Source organism: Paraclostridium sp. (genome assembly GCF_051657365.1).
Taxonomy (GTDB): domain Bacteria; phylum Bacillota; class Clostridia; order Peptostreptococcales; family Peptostreptococcaceae; genus Paraclostridium.
The window spans coordinates 1-22,177 of record NZ_JBOFKN010000097.1; the positions used below are offsets into that span (position 1 = coordinate 1).

The window sequence follows — 22,177 nt, forward strand, 5'->3', positions numbered from 1 at the left end:
ATATAGTTTTAAGAGATAGAAAGTAGATAATTAAGTTGTATTAAATAATAAATTATTAGAAAAAATAAGATTAGATGATCTAGAGTTTTAACATGATATAACTCTAAATTATTATTATAGTTTAAATATAATGCGAAAATAGGGAATAATGATAATAAAAAAAGAAGTCGTTATTACGACTTCTTTTTGAAATTACTTACTTGACTGTCTTGATTTGTTATATCTTAATCTCTCAGTTTCATTTAAGAATCTTTTTCTTAATCTTATAGCATCTGGAGTTATTTCAACTAACTCATCATCATCTATAAATTCTAAAGCTTCTTCTAAAGTGAAATGCTTAGCAGGGTTTAATTTAACAGCATCATCAGTACCAGAAGAACGAACGTTAGTTAATTTCTTGTTTTTACATGCATTAACAACCATATCATCTTTTCTTGAGTTCATACCGATTATCATACCTTCGTAAACATCAACACCTGGATCAACGAACATTGAAGCTCTTTCGCTTAAAGCAGCTAAAGAATAAGCCATAGTAGTTCCAGGACCGTGAGCAACTAAAACTCCATTAGTTCTTCCAGGTATAGCACCTTTGTGATCTTCGTATCTAGCGAAAGATCTAACTATAGTTCCTTCTCCACGAGTATCATTTATGAATTCACTTCTATAACCTAAAAGTCCTCTAGTAGGAGCTATAAATGTTATTTTAACATAATCTCCTTCTATTTCCATAGCTTCCATCATAGCTTTTCTTAAATTTAATTTATTTATAACAGTTCCTGAGTAAATTTCTGGACAGTTAACTATAACTCTTTCCATTGGTTCCATTAATTTACCATCTTCTTTATGAAGTAAAACTTCTGGCTTAGATACACCTATTTCGTATCCTTCACGTCTCATATTTTCAAGTAATATAGATAAGTGAAGTTCTCCACGTCCAGATACTCTATATCCGTCACTTGTATCCATTGGCTCAACTTTAAGTCCAACGTTAACTTCTAACTCTTTATCTAATCTATCTTTTATATGTCTAGTAGTAACGAACTTACCACTCTTACCACAGAATGGAGAATCATTAACTAAGAAGTTCATAGATAATGTTGGTTCTTCTATGTGGATCATTTCCATAGGTTTTGGAGCATCTGGGTTACATATAGTTTCACCTATAGATATATCTGGCATACCAGCTACAACAACTATTTCTCCTGAACCTACTTCATCTTTTTCAACTTGAACTAAACCTTCATAAACTGTAAGTTTAGATATTTTTCCTTTAGCAACAGTTCCATCAGCTTTACATATAGAAACTTGAGAACCATTTTTAACAGTTCCTTTATAAACTCTACCTATACCAAGTCTACCTACATAATCATCATATGCAAGAGCTGATATTTGAAGTTGTAAATCTTCAGCATCATAATCAGGATAAGCAGAAACGTGGTTTATTACTGTTTCGAATAATGGAGAAAGATCAGTACTATCATCATCCATTTCTAATTTAGCAATACCTTGCTTAGCTACTCCGTATATTATAGGGAATTCACATTGTTCATCATTTGCATTTAAGTCAACGAATAAGTCAAATACTTCGTCTACTACTTCTTCTGCTCTTTGATCACTTTTGTCTATCTTGTTTATGAATAATATAGGTCTTAAACCTAACTCTAATGATTTTTGTAAAACGAATCTAGTTTGAGGCATTGGTCCTTCACTAGCATCTACTAATAAGATAACTGTATCAACAGTTTTTATAACACGCTCAACCTCAGAAGAGAAGTCACTATGTCCTGGTGTATCAACTATATTTATTTTATAATCCTTATAGTTAATAGCACAGTTTTTAGAGTATATTGTTATACCTCTTTCTTTTTCTAAGTCATTGCTATCCATTACACAGTCTTTTACTACTTCGTTCTCTCTGAAAGTTCCTGTTTGTGATAAGAAAGCATCAACTAATGTTGATTTACCAGCATCGACGTGGGCGATAACGGCAATATTTACGATTTTATTCTTAGTTGTCATATCGATAATCTCCTTTTTTTAAAATAACCTACTTAGTATACCATACAGCTTTGGAATTGTAAAATTAATTAAATTTTATATTTTAAATTTTAATTAATTATTTATTAAAAATAATCAATATGCAAACATTACACAAACTTAGTATGTGATTTAAAATTGAATTTTGCTCTAAGAATATATAAGCAAATAAGGTAGTTAATTGAAATAATGAACGTAAAAATATGACACCATATTAATGATGTCATATTTTTACGTTTATTATTCATTTTCATTTTCAGTATCCAGTTTGACTCTAAAAAGCAATCTTTTAAGAGCACTAAATTCAAAAGGTATAAGAGGGTATAGGTAACTTTTTCCTGTAATTGTTTTATTTGTTGCAAGAAGTATAAAAGCAATAATGATACCGGCTATAAAACCTTTTAAATTAAATATAGCTGTTAATAAGAGCAGTAAAATTCTTATCATTTTTATTGAATAACCGAGATCTACACTTGGCTGAGAAAAACTACCTAAAGCAACTATAGCCATATATAAAATCGTATGTGGAATAAACCATCCTGTTTGAACAGCAAAATCACCTAGAATAAGAGCTCCAACTACAGAGAGGGACATACCTAAAGAACCTGGTGTATTAAGTGATGCTAGTTGGAGTGCATCCATAGAAAATTCTAGTATTAAAAATTGAAGAAAAATAGGGACATCATATGGATCTTTGGGGGTAATAAATACTAGCCAATCAGGAAGTTTATATGCATACCTAATAGCTAAGGTATATAAAGGTGTTAAGAGTAACGTTGTAATTAATGTGAAATTTCTTATTATTCTCAAATAATTACCTATAATAACTGGTTGATAAAAATCATCTACATCTTGTAAAAAATCAAATATAGTAGTAGGTAATATAATTGCATTAGGTGAATTATCGATAATTAATAAAATTTTACCTTCTAAGATATGTGCAGCTGCAACATCTGGGCGTTCTGTATACCTAGCCTTGGGAAATGGATTATACCATTTACTTTGAACTAAAGCTTCAACTATGCTTTGTTCACTCATAACCAAGGACTTAACGTTTATTTTGGTTATGTGTTCTTTTAATTGTTTAAGGGTCTTATCTTCGACTAGTCCATCTATGTATCCTACAACAACATCGGTTTGAGACCTTTTACCAACATTAAACATTTCAAATATAAGATCTGGATCTTTTACTCTTCTTCTAACAAGAGCTGTATTAAATACGATGGTTTCAACGAATCCATCCTTAGCTCCTTTTAAAGCTTTTTCTTTTTCAGGTTCTCCTATACCGCGAACAGGATAAGTTCTAACATCTAATATAATAGCCTCATCAAAACCATCTAAAAGTATTGCCATAGGACCAGATAGTACTTCCTTAGCGATATTTTTCAATTTATTTTCTTTAGATACTTCTATATAAGGTATATACTTATGTATGAAATCTTTCAATTCATGAATAGACTTGAAATCTTCGGTTGTTATTTGGAAAAAACCTGATAGTATTCTTTCCATAACCTCATCTTTTATAAAGCCATCTATAAAAAATAAATATGAACTTTTTCCCCCTATTATAACTTCCCTTTGGATAACATCAAAACTTTTGTCTAAAGGAAGGTGGTCTTTCATAAGGTCTACATTTCTATGTATACTTTTGGTTAGAATCATAAAAACACCCTTTCTAAATTTCTAAATCTGTATTAGTATTTGCAAAAGACATATATTTATTACTGATTTCTAAATTTAAGAATAGAGTAGTAAAAGAGAATAATAAAAGAGGGAGCATATCCAAATTTAAAAATTGGATATACTCCCTCTTTGTCTATATTAAATATATCTAGAGAAAGTTATAAATTTATATACAACTATTCCCCCCTACAAAATTACTTTTTAAATATTCCAAATGGCTTTCCAACTGGTAAAAATACTTTTCCAAAATGTGTATTTAATACTGCAGCTGCAGAACCATAGAATGAAAATATAGCTATTCCTAACTCTGAATATGCTGCAAATTGATGAGAAGCATGTTCCATTACTCCAAATGAAGTAAGAGTTAATCCTATAAATAAACAATCTATAAGTACAAATATTATAAATAATACTTTATGAGTTTCCATTGCACCTACAGTCATAAATAATGTGAATATTAAATATCCTAAATAAGCAAATCCTAATTGTTTAGGATCAGCAGAAGCTGCTAATTCAGGTCCAAATACTCCATTTTGTATTAACCATGTAAATCCAACTGCATACCAGAAGAACGCATAACCACCAAATGCAGTAGCTCCAAATACGTTATTGTGTTTAAAGTCGTTTATACACGCGAATAATTGAGCCGTAGCTCCTAAAAATATTGCCCAAGGTATAACTAGTGATACACCTGAAGTTAATCCTAACTTTTGAGATGATGCAACTAGTGTTATCATTGCTAGTCCGAAAAGCCCTAATGCTGAGGGATCAGCAGTTACAACTTTCACTTTTGTTTCATTTGTCATTTTAAATCCTCCCATAATTGCGAATTCTAAATTAGTATATAATTTCTAAAGTGCATTTTGTATACACAAATACACGTACGTATATATGATAACATGATTTTAAAAATAAGTATACAGAAAAATTAAAAAATATAGAATTTATAAGAAAATAGAGATTAAATTCAACATAAAAAATAGAGATTATTATTTTAAGTAAGAAAGTATGGGTATTTTATTAAATTAAAGTTGTAAAATTAGAAATGTTTTTAAAATTAAAAAATATTGTGAATATATGTTTATATATATCACTTGAGGGTATATATAAACACATAGAAAATTGATTTTTTAGGAGGAATTACAAATGATAAGAGTATGTCCATTTTGTTCAAATGTTGATGTTAATAAAATAAAAGAAATGGTTGGAGAAGAAAATGTTAAGACTGGCTGTATAGGTCAATGTCGTTCATTTAAAAAGGAAGCTGTTGGGTTTATAGATGGGGAATTAATTATAAAAGAAAATGAAGAATTATTTTTAAAAGAATTGAAAAAATAAAATTCTAAAAGACTAGATAATTATCTAGTCTTTTAATTTAATATTATATTAAATTAAAAGAAATAAATCTTATGGGTATTTAAATATATATTGAAAATAGCAATATGTAAATTACGAGGAGTGTTTGAAATGAAAATATACACTAAAACTGGAGATAGCGGAAAAACATCTTTATATGATGGAAATAGAGTAGATAAAGATGATTTGAGAGTGGATGCTTATGGAACAGTGGATGAATTAAATTCATTTATAGGAGATGCAATTAATTATTTAAAAAATGAAGATAAAGGTATATTGAGGAGTATTCAAAAAAAACTATTTGATGTTGGTGGAGAGCTTGCAACTAAAGAAGTAGGTAAGTTTAAAAGTTGTATAAATGAAGGTGATGTTGAAAATTTAGAACATATTATTGATGAATATATTGTTAAGACAGAGGAAATGGGAGCTTTTATATTACCAGGTACTAGTAAAGCATCTAGTCGATTACATATTGCTAGAACTGTGTGTAGAAGAGCTGAAAGAAGAATTATATCTTTAAATAAAGTAGAAAATGTAAATAGTATGCTTTTAAAATATATAAATAGATTATCAGATGTGTTATATTCTATAGCTAGATTTTATGAAGAAGAATTAATACTTATAGAATTTTAAGTTACCTTTTTAGATATTATATAGTAAAAACATAAGCAAAGTGTTAATATATATAAATATCATATAAGTGGAGGTAAGTATAATGAGCAAAATGTATTGTCCTAAGTGTATAGTTGAAATTATGGACTTAGTTGAACATAAAGAGGGAACAGATACTGAAATAATAAATGAAGGCTTAGAAAATGAAACTAGAGAAGAATTTGAGTATAGTTTAGATATATACAAGTGTCCTATATGTGGTCATGAAGTTGAGGATTACATGGAATATGAAGAAGGACAAGAATAATAAAAAATAAAAGGGATTTCTATTTATAGAAATCCCTTTTATTTTTTTTGATTTTGATTATATATTTAAATTTAAAACTAGCTATACTTTATAATTAATATATATAAGTTAACTTAATATAAATATCTAAAGTATATAATTATTTATCCGTATAAAAATTAGGTGCAATATACATTTTTTGGAATTTTAAATTATTTTTAATGGGGAAATTGTATATTATGCACGAGTATAAATTATAAGAGTGTTTTGTTAATCATATGATGAAATCGATTTTCTATTAAACTAATAACTATAACTTAGTTTTTAAATTTTAAGATATAAAATGGAATATATTTTGTTGTAAATCATATAGAGTCGAGGTTCAAATCTAAAAAATTAACGAAATTAATGTATTTAAAGGGAGGGTGTTTATGAAAAATTTAAAAATAGGCAAGAAATTAGGAATAGCTTTTATTGCTTTATTAATGATTACATCATTTTCAAGTTTTTATGTATTATTCAATTTAAAGAAAGCAAGCAATCAAAGTCATGAATTATTTAAGGGTCCATATCAAGTAACAAACAATTCTATGGGTATTCGAAGAGATATAGTTTCTATTGATCAAAATGTTATGAATTCAATTGCAGGTAATAAACCAAAAGAGCATGAAATTTCAGCTCAAAAAGATTTTGACAATATTGAGAGAAGTATAAAATCATTGCGTGAAAATTCTTTAGGAGATAAAAAATTAATAGATGATCTTGAAAGTTCTATATCCAATTTAAAACAACAAAATCAGCAAATATATACTTTTATAGATAATGGAGATACAAAAAGTGCACAAAATCTTGCAATAACAGATGGTAGTGGATACTATCAAGCATATGTTGATAGTGTAAAAAATGCAAAAGCTATTTATGATGATGAAGCAGCACGTGGCATTAGATTTGATAAAGAAATAGAATATACAGCTTCAAAGGCTATGATAACTTCTACAACAATTTGTATCTCATCTATAGTTATTGGAGTTGTTATATGTATTTATATTACAAAAGGATTAAAAGAACCGATTGAAGAAATCGAAATTGCTGCTAATAAAATGGCCATTGGAGATTTTGATATAGATATTGAATATGAATCAAAAGATGAATTAGGTGTGTTATCAGATAGTATGCGTCAAATGAGTAATAAAACTAAAGATATTATAAATGATACAGTTCGTGTTCTAGGGTCAATTGCATCTGGTGATTTTGATGTTGAACCAGAAACAGAATATATTGGAGTATTTAAAAATATTGAGGAATCAGTTATTAGAATAACTGAAGATTTAAGTGAAACATTGAATCAAATAAATTTAGCTTCAGAAGAAGTAGGAGCAGCTTCAAATCAGGTATCAAGTGGATCTCAAATGCTAGCTCAAGGTGCGACTGAACAAGCTAGTTCAATTCAAGAATTATCTGCAACTATTTTAGAAATATCTGAAAAAATTAAAGATACAGCAGAAAATGCTCAAGAAGCTAATGAACTATCATTGAGTGCAGGGCGTGAAGTTGAAGATGGAAATGAACAAATGAGACATATGGTAAAAGCTATGCAGGAAATTTCATTCACATCAAATGAGATAGGAAGAATAATAAAAACAATAGATGATATAGCATTCCAAACTAATATATTAGCATTAAATGCTGCAGTAGAAGCTGCTAGAGCTGGAGAATCAGGAAAAGGATTTGCAGTTGTTGCGGATGAAGTTAGAAATCTTGCTGCTAAATCAGCAGAAGCTGCGCAAAATACATCAACTCTTATTGAAAATTCAATAAATGCAGTCGATAAAGGTAGCATGATTGTAGATAATACCGCTATATCGCTTCAAAAGATAATTGATACAACTAATCAAACTATTTCATTAGTTGATGAAATAGCGAAAGCATCTGAAGAACAATCTAGTGCAATTAATCAAGTTACATTAGGTGTGGAACAAATTTCAAGCGTAGTACAAACCAATTCTGCCACATCAGAAGAAAGTGCTGCTGCTAGTGAAGAATTAAGTGGACAAGCGCAGATGTTAAAATCACTTATTGATAATTTTAAATTAAAAGATAAGAATACTTATCAAGGTCATCTAAATTTTAATATTGATGGAATAAATTAAAATTTAGAATAAATTGTAATATATTTAAGGTATATAGAAATGGAGTTTTAATTATTCCATTTCTATATATTATATTAAAAAAATAAAACAAAGCCTATTATTTAAATGAATACTCCTTATGTAAAACCCAAGTATTATTTTCCCATTTAAAAATAGACACATTATCAAAAGTACATTTGAATTCGCAAGGAATTGTATTTACATATTCATATATATTATTAAAAATTTTATTGATTTTTTTAGATGCTATAGTAATATGAAAAATTTTATCTTTGCCATCTTTATTATTGAATTTTATATAATCTAGACTTGATATTGAGTTAATTAATTTATCATGAATTGTTTTGCTATCTTTATCCATAAGAACTTTCATATATATAACTCTATCATCAAAATTATCATAACCTGATATTTTGTAATATGATTTATTATTACATGCACAAAAGTTTTTTATAATAGAATCAATGGAATCTATATTATTAGCTTCAAATGGGGACTTTATAGTAAAATGAGGCGGTAATTTAGATGATTTAACATTGAATTTTTTATAAATTTCTTTTTTTATTTTATTATTGAATATCCCTGCTTCTCCTTTAAGAACAGATACTATTACATATCTCATAAAATCCTCCTAATATAATTGATATTAATAAGTATAGCAAAGTTTATAAAAAATATAAAGAATTTAAATTGAATTTATTATTTATTTAAGGCAAAACATGAAAAAATTACTTAGAATTTAAATTTAAAAAAAGAGAAGTATAAGTGTAAAGATATTAAAGTTTACTAATCTTAATATTGTTATCAACAGGAGGAGTTTAAAATGAAAAAAGGTATGATGCCGATAGTTTTAGGAGTAGCAGTAACAACAGCAGGTATCACATTAGATGCTAAGCAGAATAAAAAAAATAAGTTTGATAAACATGATTATAAAAACATGGCAGGAGCACTTTTAGTTGGTGCAGGAGTTGCTCATATAGCATTAGGAAGTATAGATAGAATTAGCAATTAATTTTATGAATTTAATTAAAAACCTTAAAGAATAATTAATTCTTTAAGGTTTTTATATTTAAATAGTGTACTTAACTCATATAAACATAATTTTTAGTATATAATTTAATTAAATATTAAAATATATAGTGTAAATTTGATAGGGGGGGAAGCTTTGTCTTATAATATTAAGATTATAAAAAAACAAAGTTACAAAACTAATACGTGGTCTGGGGGAAAAACAACTCAGTTATACATATACCCTGAAAACTCATCATATGAAAGTAGAGATTTTAAGTGGAGAATAAGTTCTGCTATAGTTGAGCATGATGAATCGATTTTTACTAAATTACAAGAAGTTGAAAGACAATTAATGGTAATAGATGGCGAATTATTATTAAAGCACAAAAACCATCATGAAATAACACTAAATAAGTTTGACGTTGATAGTTTCTATGGGAACTGGGATACAAGAAGTTACGGAAAAGCTACAGATTTTAATTTGATGACTAATAAAGGGTGTAGTGGCAAATTAGAACATATAAATCTTAAATCAAAGGTATTTATAGAAGATAAAGAAAATATAGAGAAATCTAATTATAGATATATATTTAATACACTATATAGTCTAAATGGAAATTTTAATATAGAGTTAGAATCAGGGAAATTGTTAAAGATAGATGAAGGCGATTTGGTTATTGTAAAAAAGAGAAATAATTGTTTCAAAAAACTAAAATTAATAAATCAATTAGATAATAATATAGACATAATTAAAAGTACAATATATTATTAAGATCAAGAAAAGTACAGTTATTAAGTAAAAAAATATCTTAATAACTGTACTTTTCTATTTTTAAATATTAAAATTGAAGTAATGAAAACATTTAATTAGGGGTGGAGATATGGAAAATTTAATAAAAGATTTACAATATATGAAAGAAAATTTAGAAAACTTGAAAATTAAAAGTTTGAGTGATTTAAATTTAAAAGAAACTATGCTTGTAGTAATTGATATGAACAATGGTTTTGCAAAAGGAGGAGCTTTATATTCTGATAGAGTGGAAGCTTTAATTAATCCAATTGAAAAATTAGTTAAAATTTTAGATGATAAGGGATGTGAAATTATTGCATTTACCGATAATCACACGATTGATTCTATAGAATTAAGAAGTTACCCAACTCATTGTTTAAATAATGATATTGAAAGTGACTTAGTGGATGAAATAAAAAATATAGATAATATAAAAGTAATACCTAAAAATTCCACTAATGGATTTTTTTGTTTAGACAATGTTGACCTTAAGAACTATGAAAACATTATAGTAGTTGGAGATTGTACAGATATTTGTATATATCAATTTGTAGTTACATTAAAAGCTTATTTTAACCAAAATAATATTGACAAAAATATTATAGTACCTATAGAATTAGTAGATACATATCATATACCTAAGATTCATAATTCAGATATTATGAATATAGTATTTTTAAATAGTATGATACAAAATGGAATTGAAGTTGTAAAAAATATTGAAGTATAAACAGTCAACACCCTAAACCTGCTATTAAGCAGTCATTTAGGGTGTTTTAATGTAGATAAATTTCAGAATTTATTGAAAAATCAGCTAAGTTCTGATAGAATATATTCAAAGGGAAAACGAGATGCAAGTTATAATTCAATAGAAAACGTTAAAAAATATACAATGATTTAGAAAGGGGAAAACTAAGGTTAAAACCTTGGTAAAATTGATTATGAATGAAAACAATAAAATTTCATTAGAAAGAGCAAAAGAATTAAAATCAAGAATAGAAGATTATATAAATATAAAAAATACAATTCCAAAAGGTCTTGAACAGGCAAAAGAAATAGAAATGCGTAAAAAACATATATTAGAGGTTTTAAATGGTAGTGAAGAAAACTGGAATGATTATAAGTGGCAATTATCAAATAGAATAACTGATTCTGAAACTTTATCAAAAATTTTAGAATTAACTCCAAAGGAAATAAAAAATATAAAAGAGGTAGAAAGTCAATTTAGATGGGCAATATCACCATACTACTTAAGTTTAATTGATCCTAAAGATCCATATGATGCCATAAAATTAATGTCTATACCATCATATATAGAATTAGATGACTCAATAGATGATTTAGATCCAATGGGAGAAGAATTTACAAACCCAGCAGGAAGTATAACTAGAAGATACCCTGATAGATTAATAATAAATGTAACAAATGAATGTGCAATGTATTGTAGACATTGTCAAAGAAGAAGAAATATAGGGCAAGAAGACTGTCAAAAGAGCAAAGATATTATACAAGAATCTATAAATTATATAAGGGATAATGAAGAAATAAGAGATGTACTTATAACAGGAGGAGACCCCTTAACACTAAATGATACTATGTTAGAGTGGATAATAAGCGAAATAAGAAGTATTAAACACGTAGACTATATAAGACTTGGAAGTAGAACTTTAGTAACTATGCCACAAAGAATAACAGATGAGTTTTGCGAGATGATAAAAAAATATCATCCTATATATATAAATACTCACTTCAATCATCCTATGGAAATAACAGAAGAAACTAAAAAAGCTTGTGAGAAATTAGCTAATAATGGAGTTCCACTTGGAAATCAAGCAGTTCTTTTAAATGGTGTAAATAATGATAAATATTTAATGAGAAGCTTGAATCATGAATTACTTAAAATAAGAGTTAAACCATACTATATATTTCATAGTAAACATGTAAAAGGAACAACTCATTTTAATACATCTATAGATGAAGGAATGGAAATTATGGAGTATTTAAGAGGGTATACTTCAGGTATGGCAATTCCAACTTATATAATAAATGCGCCGAAAGGAAAAGGAAAAACTCCATTACTCCCACAATATTTAATATCAAAAGGGTCTGATTATATAATGATAAGAACTTGGGAAGGCGAAGTTGTTAAGGTTGATGACCATAAATCCGTAAATGTAAAAGATATGATAGATAAAACTATTAGATAATAATTTAAATAAAATAAAAAGCAGACAAGCTAGTAATTAAAGCTATAACTGCTTTTTATTTTATTTAATCTAATTCTAATACAAATTTAATCACATATTGTTCTTTGATTGATATGTTACCTTTTTTATTGACTTCAATTATTGATTGTAGAACGCCTAGAGTGTCACTATTGGAAATACCTATAATACGTTGTTGAACTTGTAAGCTATAAAATTTATTGTATGGAGCGAGTATTGGATAAACTGTATTGACATCAGATATTATAGGAGTTAAGTTTTTAATAACATTTCCATTTTCATCATAAATTAAATCTAAATAAACTTTAGGGTTGTTTTTAATATCAATAGTATATAGCTTATTAGTTTCTAAACAGCTAATTAATATAGTTTTATTTTTTTCATAAGTACCATAACAATTTATTTGATTGGATAAAGTTTCATCAGAAATAATTAGATTTAATTTATCATCTTTATATTCATAAAGTCTAAAAATAGCAAATCCACCAGAACCTCCATATTGACCAGTTATAATTATTTGTTCAAAATTATTTTTTAATACATCGATAAGAGCTAGGTTAAAGACATATCCATTAACGGGTATATTAAAAGTTTGTATAGCAGTAGATTTATGTTCTATTATAAGTTGTAAATTTTGAATATATACACTATTTTCATCAAAAGGAGTTCCAACTAAAGTTATTTTTTCAGGATATGAATCTCCGTTGATGTCACCATATTTAGTGCTTAGTACGACTTTACTTTTATTCACGATAACTCCCCCTTATAAAAATAAATACTATATATTTATACTATGTATATGCTTATGTATTGTTAAAATAATAAATAAAGGAGATGAAATTTCATCTCCTAAAAATTTAATATATATTAATTTGTTTGATTAATTTTTATAACTCTTTTAGCTATACTTGCAGAGTGGTCAGATATTCTTTCAAGATTAGTTAATAAATCTAAATACATGATACCTGAATCTATACTGCATGAATGTGTATTTAATCTATGCATATGCTTAGCTCTATATAGTTTATCAAGAGCATCAACTTCATCTTCTATTTTTAAAACATCATTCGCTAAATTGACATTATTTTGTTTCATAGCATCAAGTGAAAGAGTATAAGCATCTAACACCTTACCGTAGATGTCTATTATTTCAGATTTAGCATTATCTGAAATTTTAGTTTTATTTTGAATAGCAACTTGTGCTAACTCTGCTATATTCTCAGATAAATCGCCAACTCTTTCTATATCGTTTACTGTATGGAATAATAAGTCAAGAGAGAATCTCATCTTATCATCTAGAGTTTTATTAGAAAGTTTAATTAAGTAATCTAAAACTTTTCTTTGTTGTTCATTTAAAACTTTTTCTTTTTCAAATGTAGTATTGGCATCTTCTTCAGATTTTTCAAGTAAAGCATTAACAGAGCAAGTAAAGCTTGTTTTTGCTTTATTTCCCATTCTAAGTGTTTCTCTTATAGTATTGCCAAATGCTATAGATGGAGTTTCTAACATTCTCTCATCTAAATATTTTGTTATGCGGTTATCATACTCTTCTTCTTCATCTTTTTTATCAGGTATAAGTAACATAACTAATTTAACTATATATTTAGAGAATGGTAATAAAATAATAACGTTAGTTATATTAAATAATGTATGTGAGTTTGCTATTTGTCTAGCAGTATCTGTTGGATCTAAATGTGTAACTATCATAGATATAGGTTTATTAAGAACTACCATGAATAATATTGTACCTATCACATTAAAACATAAATGCATTAATGCTGCTCTTTTGGCATTCTTATTTGCACCGACACTTGATATAAGTGATGTAGTACAACTACCAATATTATCTCCATATAATATTGGTAGTGCTCCAGCTAAAGGCATTAAACCTTGAGATGATAAAGCAATTAATATACCCATTGATGCACTTGAACTTTGAAGACAAGTAGTCATTGCAAATCCAGCAAGCAATGCTAATAATGGATGATCTGCAAGTCCTGCTAATAAACTTCTAAATCCTTCATATTGAGATAAAGGAGCTACTGCATCTTTCATAAATTCCATACCTATAAATAAAATACCAAAACCTATAAGTATTTCTGATATATTTTTAAGATTTGGTCTAGATTTCGAACCAATCATATATAAAACAATACCTATTCCAAGTGCTATTGATGAGAATATACTAGCATCAAATGATACTAACTGAGCTGTTACAGTAGTACCTATATTTGCACCCATAATAACTCCGATTGCTTGGTATAATGTCATTATCCCAGCATTAACAAATCCAACTACCATTACAGTAGTGGCACCACTACTTTGTATAATTCCTGTAACAACAGCTCCTACCAAAACTCCCATAACTACGTTACTAGTTAAAAGCTCTATTGCTTTTTCAAGTTTAGGACCTGTTGATTTTTGAAGACCTTCTCCCATTAGATTCATTCCATAAAGGAATAGACCAAGACCTCCAATAAGACTTATAAATATAGACAAAATTGTCGCCTCCTCAAAAAAAGTTTATTTTCTTATTTTCTTTATTCTTACTTTTTTTATGTACGCTAACATATTAACAGAAAATTCGACAACTTTTGTTAAGAATATGTTAAATTTTAATTTAACATTTATAAAAATATGTTAAATTTAAAATATAATATACTGTGAAATTATGTATAGAAAGTAAGAGTAATACAGGGTTATAAGTGGCATAAAATCAAGGTTCGAGTGGAATTATAAAGGAATCTATTTGATTGGAGTTTGTACATGTAAAAATAGTTTAACATAATAATTAAACGTTAAAAATTTTTTACAAAAGACATTAAACTATAAAAGTAAAAATTTATAAAAAACATTTAGGAGATAATAATAATTAGTAGGGGAGTAGTAATATAAATAGATTCTTTAGTTACTATATATAGAAGTATTAAGTAAGGTGTTTTGAATGAAATTTTCAGAAAATTCTTGAATATGCAGCACGTTTATTGTAATATACAATCATAGAGTATAAAAATATAATGCAAATTAAATAATATTAAAATATTAATTATAAAAATTGATAAAAAATAAAAATTTAAATACGAGGTGATAAAATGAAGAAAAATAAATTAAGAACAATTTATGAGCTAATAATGATATCAATAGGTTCTTTGATCGTTGCTATGGGATTAGAACTGATATTATCTCCAAATGGTATGGTAGATAGTGGAACGACAGCTCTATCAGTGATAATTAATTCTTTAACAAATATACCTATGTTCATACTTTTGATTGCTTTTAATATACCTATTTTATTGTTTACATCAAAATCATTTGATAGGATGTTCTTATTTAAGACATTATTGGCAAATTTATGGTCATCAATATTTTTGTACTTACTGACACCTATACCACCTGTTACAACATCTGAATTTTTAATAGTTATATATGGTGGGGTAACCATAGGATTAGGAGCAGGAACAGTCATTAAATTTGGAGGAGCAATAGATGGAAGTGAAATGTTAGCTATATGGGCGAATCAAAAATTTAAAATACCTGTATCTACATTCTTAATGAGTATAAATATTGTAGTTTTAGTTATAACAGCTATAGTATTTGACATTGAAAGTGCCATGTTTTCTCTTACTATAATATATATAATGACTAAAATAGTGGACTTAATATTAGATGGATTTAATCAAGGAAGATCTATAATTGTTATATCAAATAAATATAATGAAGTAGGCGATCATATTGTAAATAACTTAGGAATTTCAATAACATATTTAGAGGGTTATGGAGGGTACCTAGGTAATAAGTCTAAAGTTATTTTATGTATAACGGACAAGTTCACATACCCAAATTTAAAAAGAAATATATTACAAATTGATGATAATGCAATAATAGAAACTAGCTATTTAGCAGATAGCCATAATATTGAAAAGACTTCAATTGAGCATGTAATAAGAAGACAATTAAAAAGTTAGAAAAATATGTTATTAAAGAAAAGCTCTATGTAACTTTTATTTGAAAGTTATTGTAGAGCTTTTTTATTTTTAAATTATTTAAGGATTATTTAAGATTGAGTTTATAATAGGTTAAGCTTGCCACAATATAATGTAGTTATGACAACAAAGAAAATATATGGAGGTAATTATGAATAAATTAGAAATTGTAAATTTAACAAAAGCATATAAGCATAAAAAAGCAAATGAAAATATAAACTTAACGTTAGAAAGTGGTGTATATGGGTTATTAGGGCCAAATGGAGCAGGTAAAACAACTTTAATGAAACAAATAGCTACATTAACAACTCCAACAAGTGGAAAAATATTATATAACGGAAAAGATATAAATTCGCTAGATGATAAATATAGAGAAGTATTAGGATATTTACCGCAAGATTTTGATGCTTACAAAAATTTTAGTGCAAAAGATTTTTTATTATATATAGGAGCTCTAAAAGGTATGGGTAAAAATGAAGCTAAAATAAAAACTGAAAAATTATTGAATTTAGTAGGACTTCATGAAGTAAGAAATAAAGCAATTTCAAAATTCTCTGGAGGTATGAAAAGAAGGGTTGGGATAGCACAAGCACTTTTAAATGAACCTAAAATACTTATACTAGATGAACCCACAGCAGGACTTGACCCACAAGAGAGAGCTAGATTTAGAAATTTATTATCTCAAATAGGAAAAGAAACTATCGTAATATTATCGACGCATATAATTTCTGATATAGAATCGGTAGCTAAAGAAACTATAATGATAAAAGATGGTAATGTATTACTTAAAGGAACACACAGAGAAATTTTAGATGATATGAAAGATAAAGTATATAGCATATCAGTTGAAGATGAAAAGAAAGTTTATGATATACAAAATAAATATAAAGTAGTTAGTGTACAACGTGGAGTGGATGAAATAGAACTAAGAGTAATAAGTGAAAATGAAATAAAAGAGTTTGATGCTAAACTTATAGAACCTAGATTCGAAGATGTATATATGTTTTATTTTGATTTAGAAGATGCAAGGGAGGTATAGGAATGATTAATATTATAAATGCAGAATTTAAAAAAATAATAAAGAAAAAAGGGCTTATAGTATTTTGGATATTTTCTTTGTTTTTAGCATATGGAAGTGTTAGAAACTTTGGAATAGAAGATAGTTATGGTGATTTATTTAGTAAATTTTATGGACTAGCTCCATTGATGGGTATATTAATGTTTAGTGTATTTGCAGGAAGTTTTGTATTAGAGTATAACTCTAATATGGAATCTATAATAAGGTCTACGAAAAATGGCAAAAATAAATTAGTTTTAGCTAAAAGTATAGCCTATGGAGTAGCGGCAAGTTTAATTAATTTATCAATGCTTTTAATTATGAGTATTAAAATCATAGTAGGAAATAATTTTAAAGGTTTAGATATGAGTATAAAAAATATTTGGTATTTTGGAAATAGTGGCTCAAATATAACTGTTTTACAAATGATTATTATAGTTGGTGTAACTATAGTTTTAGGATCTTTCTTATTTGCGCAATTAGGATTATGGTTATCTTCGATAAGCACAAAAGCTGTAGTACCATTTTTTATAGGTGGAATAATAATGGGGCTACCATACTTATTAAATAGTTTTGTTAGTAGTAAAATATTAGGATTTACACCTTTGTGGGGAATGTATAGTTCAGAGCTTGTAAGGTATGGATTAACTCCTGCTGCTTTTATAGTATTTGCATTGATAGTAGTTATAGGTGTATATATATTATACAAACTTACGAATCGAGGTTTTTTAGAAGAAAGATAGGTAGTTGTATAACTTAAGAATAGTAATACTAATCAACATAAATATATATAACATCTGTAGGAGGTAAAAATGATTAAATGGGAAATAAGAAAATTACTTAAAAATAAATCAATATTAATTTCAGGTATAATATTAATATTACTATGTGTGATGATGAGTTTTTTAAAGCCAAGTTTAGAAACTGAAAATTCATATATTGATGATAAAGGTAATTATATTACAGATACAAGAGAAGGTAGCATTATAGCTAATGAAAAGTTAAAGGAAAAAGTATCAGAGTTAAAAATGGTAGAGCCTATAAATGAAAAAAATGATGTACTTACAAAAAAAATTGGGCATATGGCACAAGAAAAACTCAAATCAGATAGTGGGAATAAATATAAAAATATAAGTTTTTATAAAGTTTTTAATTATAGACTAGGGAATGCTTTTGCAGGATTTGTAATACTAGGCATAATTATATATATATTTTCAAATATATACACAGATGAAAAATTATCAAATGTAGATTCTATAGTTTTATCTAGTAAGAATAAATATAAAGTATTACTTTCAAAGCTTAATTTATCTATAATAATACCAGTGTTAATATATTTTATTTATATAGTAGTAATAGGAATCATAACAATTATACAATATGGAAGCCCTGTAAACGGTGGATTACAAGCATATAGAATTATTGATGTAGTTACTATATTAAAACCTATGACTATAAACTTATATACTATGATAAATATATATACTATGATGACTATATTTGTTAGCATTGGCGTATTTGCAAGTTTCTTTTCTTTTATAACTAAAAATTCAGTTGAATCTATAGTAGGCATAACTGTATTTTTAATAATAGGAAAGTTAATAAGTTTAATTAGATTTCTGCCAACAGAATTTGTAAGTGTAATTAAATATTCGAATTATATAGACATACTTATGAATCCACAGATGGTTATAGGAAATTATTTAGGAACTGTAAATATATTTGGGCAAAGTATAGGTATAATAAGTTTAGGGTATGCTAATTTGATTGCAATATTGATATTTGGGATAGTCTTAAATATATATATATTTAGAAGAATTTTAAGTAAATAAAATCAAAAATGGATTATAGCTATATGTTTATAAAAATAGCTATAATCCATTTTTGATTAATTTGTAAACAAACTCTATTTTGGATAAAATAGAGTTTATAAATACCGATAATATATATAGAAAATAACATAGGTAATTTTAGATTATTAAAATGCTACGGTGGAGGTTTATATGGAAAGTATAATAAAAGAAAAAAATATACTATTAGTAGATGATGAAGTTGATATATTGAAATTATTAAGTACAGTTCTTAAAAAAGAAGGGTTTAAAAATATATATACATCAGAAACTGGAAATGAAGCAATTGAAATATTTAAAAAAGAAAATATTGATATAGTTGTATTAGATATAATGCTACCAGATAAAGAGGGTTATGATGTATTTAAAGAGATAAGACAAATATCACAAGTGCCGGTATTATTTCTATCAGCAAAAACAGAAGAAATGGATAGGGTGTTAGGTTTAGCATTAGGAGCTGATGATTATATAACTAAACCATTTAGTCCTAAGGAAGTCGCCCTTAGAATTAAACTTAACTTAAAGAAAAATTTAATTTTAAACTCTATAAAAGGTGAGTCGAAAAAAGAAAAATTAATATTTGGACCTTTTGAGATAGATGAAGAAAGTGTAGAAGTAAAAAAGAATGGAGAGCCTATAGTACTTAAAGCAAAAGAATTTAAAATGCTTTTATATATGGCGAAACATATGGAACAAATCATAAGTAAAGAAAGGTTTTGTGATGAAGTTTGGGGAGATGATTTTATAGGATATGATAATACTATAATGGTACATATAAGAAGATTAAGAGAAAAAATAGAAGATAATCCATCAAAGCCTAAATACATAAAAAATATAAAAGGGCTAGGATACAAATTAACATTAAAGGAAGATTAATATGAATTGGAAAATAACTTTTAAATATGTATTAAGTATTATATGTGTAGTTATGATAGTTACGGTCCTAAATATAGTTGGAATAATAGGAATAATAATTTCAAATAATTATAAGGCTCCAGAACGAACAGAGGATAACTTTACTAGAAATTTCAGTAAATATATATCTCAACAAGGCAATAATATATTTGTAAATAAAAATGGGTTAAGTATATTAAATAAAAATGAGAGATGGATACAGATTTTAGATGAAAATTCAAATGAGGTATATAGATATAATGCACCAGCTAAATTGAATAAAAAACATACTCCAATAGAACTTATAAATGGATATAAGTATGGAGGTGGATTTGATAATGCGGGATCAGATAATGTATTAGTATCTAGTAAAAATATACATGGGAAGGAATACACATATATAATCGGATTTCCAATAAATCAATTACAAAAATATATGATAGCATATAATCCAGTTAACTTTATTACTACAATAAGCAAAATAGTATGGTTTATATTGTTTATAGATTTAATAATAGCATTAATAGTTGGATATATATTTAGTAAAAGATTAACTAAACCGATGAAAAATATAATTACAGGGGTGGAAAATTTAGAGGAAGGAAAATATGAAATTTTTTATAAGGAAAAAGGGTTATATCAAAGTGTATATAGAAAGTTAAATAAGTTATCGGATACATTGAAAAGCAATGAAATTGAAAGAAAAAAATTAGATAAATTAAAACAAGAATGGATAGCAAATATATCTCATGATATAAAAACTCCATTGTCGTCTATAAAAGGATATGCTGAGATTTTAAGTGATGAAGAATACGATATAGATATGGAAGAAGCTAAAGAGTATGGGATTATAATAAATGATAAATCAGAGTATATAAAAGAATTAGTAGATGATTTAAATTTAACTATGAAGTTAAAAAGTAGTGATAACGTACTAAACAAAAGTGAAGAAAACATAGTTAGGATAGTTAAAGACTGTATAATACAAATACTTAATGATCCTAAATATTCAAGTAGTCACATTGAGTTTATAACAAATAAAGATGTTATAAAAAAACAAGTTGACAGCATGCTTTTTAAGAGGGTTATAAACAATCTTGTGTATAATGCTCTTATACATAATGATAGGAATATTAATATTGCGGTAAGTATAAACTATGAAAATGAAGAAAAAGTAATTATAAGTATAAAAGATGATGGAAAAGGAATTAAAAAACCTGATTTAGATAGGATATTTGATAGATATTATAGAGGAACAAATACTGGAGAAGTACATAAAGGATCTGGGCTTGGAATGGCTATAGCAAAGGACATTATAACAGCACATGATTTTAATGTAGATATAAATAGCGAAGTTGGAAAAGGAACTGAAGTAAGAATATTTATAAATTAACAAAGGATAGGCCTTTTTATACAAGACCTATCCTTTATATTAACTTAAAGTATTAGCATTTACATCCACATCTACAACAACATCTACAGCATCCACATCTAGGACATATTTTAAAGAATAAAACGCATCTTCCACATTTTTTACAGCGACAACATAAAAATGATCTACTGTTCACAATAATCCTCCTTTACTATTAGAGTAAAGAATATATATTCTTTGTATCAATATATTGGATTTTGTTTAAAATGTGACTTATTATAAAGTAATTTACAAAAAATAATAAAATGATGTCAAAAAAAGATTTAATTCATATATTAAATTGTGGATATAAATATCCATATATAAAAACTATGGAGTTGATTGTATGTGCTGCAACAAAAAGATTAAGTGTCATAATTCTTGTAATTGCAATAAATGTAATAGTTGTAACAAAAACTGTGAGTGGAGAGAATTTCCAACATGCAACCATAAAAATGAAAGAGATATAATCAATTTTTTAGGTGAATTTGTATTAGATTTATTAGAAGATTTAGATTTACCATGTGGACATCCAGGATTAAAAGCAAGTTTGAGAAAACTAGCTGATGGAGGTAGACTACCATGTGGACATCCGAGTTTAGAAGAGTTAATATTAATAGCTATATTAGAAGATAACAAGAGCTTGTGCAAGACTTGTCATAAAATATGTTGTAAATAATTAATGAAATTAAATGGAACTAACTCATATTATGAGATTAGTTCCATTTTTAATTATAAAATATGATAAATAACGAAAATTTTATGATTATATATTTTATTTTTTTATATTAAAAAAGTATGAACAAATACAATGCTATTGTCGTAATATATA

Annotated in this window: 21 protein-coding genes; 15 read left to right on the forward strand and 6 right to left on the reverse strand. The window is 26.6% G+C overall.

Going from position 1 to position 22,177, the window contains the following annotated elements:
- Positions 1 to 192: 192 nt before the first annotated feature.
- The 3 genes from typA to ACRCYC_RS06790 form a co-directional block, all read right to left on the reverse strand.
- Positions 193 to 2,019 (reverse strand): translational GTPase TypA, encoded by a 1,827-nt coding sequence (gene typA, locus ACRCYC_RS06780; protein WP_438618368.1) that lies wholly within the window; start codon positions 2,017 to 2,019, stop codon positions 193 to 195.
- A gap of 258 nt (positions 2,020 to 2,277) precedes the next feature.
- Complete coding sequence (locus tag ACRCYC_RS06785; RefSeq protein WP_438618369.1) at positions 2,278 to 3,699, reverse strand: spore germination protein; 1,422 nt, start codon at positions 3,697 to 3,699, stop codon at positions 2,278 to 2,280.
- A 215-nt stretch (positions 3,700 to 3,914) separates the two neighbouring features.
- Positions 3,915 to 4,526: an acetate uptake transporter gene (locus ACRCYC_RS06790; protein ID WP_438618371.1), complete on the reverse strand. Its 612-nt coding sequence runs from the start codon at positions 4,524 to 4,526 to the stop codon at positions 3,915 to 3,917.
- A gap of 340 nt (positions 4,527 to 4,866) precedes the next feature.
- Here ACRCYC_RS06790 and ACRCYC_RS06795 point away from each other — a divergent pair, with 340 nt between their 5' ends.
- From ACRCYC_RS06795 to ACRCYC_RS06810, 4 genes are all read left to right on the forward strand, one after another.
- Positions 4,867 to 5,058, forward strand: coding sequence for a DUF1450 domain-containing protein (locus tag ACRCYC_RS06795; protein ID WP_438618372.1), 192 nt, complete (start codon positions 4,867 to 4,869; stop codon positions 5,056 to 5,058).
- A gap of 129 nt (positions 5,059 to 5,187) precedes the next feature.
- Positions 5,188 to 5,709: a cob(I)yrinic acid a,c-diamide adenosyltransferase gene (locus tag ACRCYC_RS06800; RefSeq protein ID WP_438618373.1), complete on the forward strand. Its 522-nt coding sequence runs from the start codon at positions 5,188 to 5,190 to the stop codon at positions 5,707 to 5,709.
- Between the two features lie 82 nt (positions 5,710 to 5,791).
- Entirely contained in the window at positions 5,792 to 5,995 is a 204-nt protein-coding gene (locus ACRCYC_RS06805; protein WP_438618374.1) for a hypothetical protein, read from the forward strand.
- 410 nt (positions 5,996 to 6,405) lie between these two features.
- Positions 6,406 to 8,124, forward strand: coding sequence for a methyl-accepting chemotaxis protein (locus tag ACRCYC_RS06810; RefSeq protein WP_438618375.1), 1,719 nt, complete (start codon positions 6,406 to 6,408; stop codon positions 8,122 to 8,124).
- Positions 8,125 to 8,221: 97 nt separating this feature from the next.
- Here ACRCYC_RS06810 and ACRCYC_RS06815 read toward each other — a convergent pair whose 3' ends face one another.
- Positions 8,222 to 8,746 (reverse strand): 2'-5' RNA ligase family protein, encoded by a 525-nt coding sequence (locus ACRCYC_RS06815; protein ID WP_438618376.1) that lies wholly within the window; start codon positions 8,744 to 8,746, stop codon positions 8,222 to 8,224.
- Between the two features lie 201 nt (positions 8,747 to 8,947).
- Between ACRCYC_RS06815 and ACRCYC_RS06820 the strand changes: the two genes are divergently transcribed.
- The 4 genes from ACRCYC_RS06820 to eam all read left to right on the forward strand — a co-directional run bounded on the left by ACRCYC_RS06820 (position 8,948) and on the right by eam (position 12,132).
- Positions 8,948 to 9,136 carry a hypothetical protein gene (locus ACRCYC_RS06820; protein WP_438618377.1) on the forward strand — a complete coding sequence of 63 codons (189 nt, stop codon included), beginning with the start codon at positions 8,948 to 8,950 and terminating at the stop codon, positions 9,134 to 9,136.
- A gap of 153 nt (positions 9,137 to 9,289) precedes the next feature.
- Positions 9,290 to 9,907: a HutD family protein gene (locus ACRCYC_RS06825; RefSeq protein WP_438618378.1), complete on the forward strand. Its 618-nt coding sequence runs from the start codon at positions 9,290 to 9,292 to the stop codon at positions 9,905 to 9,907.
- Between the two features lie 109 nt (positions 9,908 to 10,016).
- Complete coding sequence (locus tag ACRCYC_RS06830; RefSeq protein ID WP_438618379.1) at positions 10,017 to 10,655, forward strand: isochorismatase family cysteine hydrolase; 639 nt, start codon at positions 10,017 to 10,019, stop codon at positions 10,653 to 10,655.
- 211 nt (positions 10,656 to 10,866) lie between these two features.
- Positions 10,867 to 12,132 carry a glutamate 2,3-aminomutase gene (eam, locus tag ACRCYC_RS06835; protein ID WP_438618380.1) on the forward strand — a complete coding sequence of 422 codons (1,266 nt, stop codon included), beginning with the start codon at positions 10,867 to 10,869 and terminating at the stop codon, positions 12,130 to 12,132.
- A gap of 64 nt (positions 12,133 to 12,196) precedes the next feature.
- On the opposite strand, the gene ACRCYC_RS06840 is transcribed toward eam, so the two are convergent.
- Entirely contained in the window at positions 12,197 to 12,901 is a 705-nt protein-coding gene (locus ACRCYC_RS06840; protein ID WP_438618381.1) for a hypothetical protein, read from the reverse strand.
- A 116-nt stretch (positions 12,902 to 13,017) separates the two neighbouring features.
- Positions 13,018 to 14,649: a Na/Pi cotransporter family protein gene (locus ACRCYC_RS06845; protein ID WP_438618382.1), complete on the reverse strand. Its 1,632-nt coding sequence runs from the start codon at positions 14,647 to 14,649 to the stop codon at positions 13,018 to 13,020.
- A gap of 593 nt (positions 14,650 to 15,242) precedes the next feature.
- Here ACRCYC_RS06845 and ACRCYC_RS06850 point away from each other — a divergent pair.
- From ACRCYC_RS06850 to ACRCYC_RS06880, 7 genes are all read left to right on the forward strand, one after another.
- Positions 15,243 to 16,115, forward strand: a complete 873-nt coding sequence (locus ACRCYC_RS06850) for a YitT family protein (protein WP_438618383.1) — start codon at positions 15,243 to 15,245, stop codon at positions 16,113 to 16,115.
- Between the two features lie 169 nt (positions 16,116 to 16,284).
- A complete protein-coding gene (locus ACRCYC_RS06855; protein ID WP_438618384.1) occupies positions 16,285 to 17,172 on the forward strand; it encodes an ABC transporter ATP-binding protein in 888 nt (295 codons plus the stop codon).
- 2 nt (positions 17,173 to 17,174) lie between these two features.
- Complete coding sequence (locus ACRCYC_RS06860; RefSeq protein ID WP_438618385.1) at positions 17,175 to 17,933, forward strand: ABC transporter permease; 759 nt, start codon at positions 17,175 to 17,177, stop codon at positions 17,931 to 17,933.
- 69 nt (positions 17,934 to 18,002) lie between these two features.
- Positions 18,003 to 19,022 carry a hypothetical protein gene (locus tag ACRCYC_RS06865; protein WP_438618386.1) on the forward strand — a complete coding sequence of 340 codons (1,020 nt, stop codon included), beginning with the start codon at positions 18,003 to 18,005 and terminating at the stop codon, positions 19,020 to 19,022.
- A 171-nt stretch (positions 19,023 to 19,193) separates the two neighbouring features.
- The gene (locus ACRCYC_RS06870) at positions 19,194 to 19,916 is read left to right on the forward strand and encodes a response regulator transcription factor (RefSeq protein WP_438618387.1); all 723 of its coding nucleotides are present in this window, start codon (positions 19,194 to 19,196) and stop codon (positions 19,914 to 19,916) included.
- A 1-nt stretch (position 19,917) separates the two neighbouring features.
- Positions 19,918 to 21,327 carry a sensor histidine kinase gene (locus ACRCYC_RS06875; protein ID WP_438618388.1) on the forward strand — a complete coding sequence of 470 codons (1,410 nt, stop codon included), beginning with the start codon at positions 19,918 to 19,920 and terminating at the stop codon, positions 21,325 to 21,327.
- 364 nt (positions 21,328 to 21,691) lie between these two features.
- Positions 21,692 to 22,024 (forward strand): hypothetical protein, encoded by a 333-nt coding sequence (locus ACRCYC_RS06880; RefSeq protein WP_438618389.1) that lies wholly within the window; start codon positions 21,692 to 21,694, stop codon positions 22,022 to 22,024.
- The last annotated feature ends 153 nt before the right edge of the window (positions 22,025 to 22,177 follow it).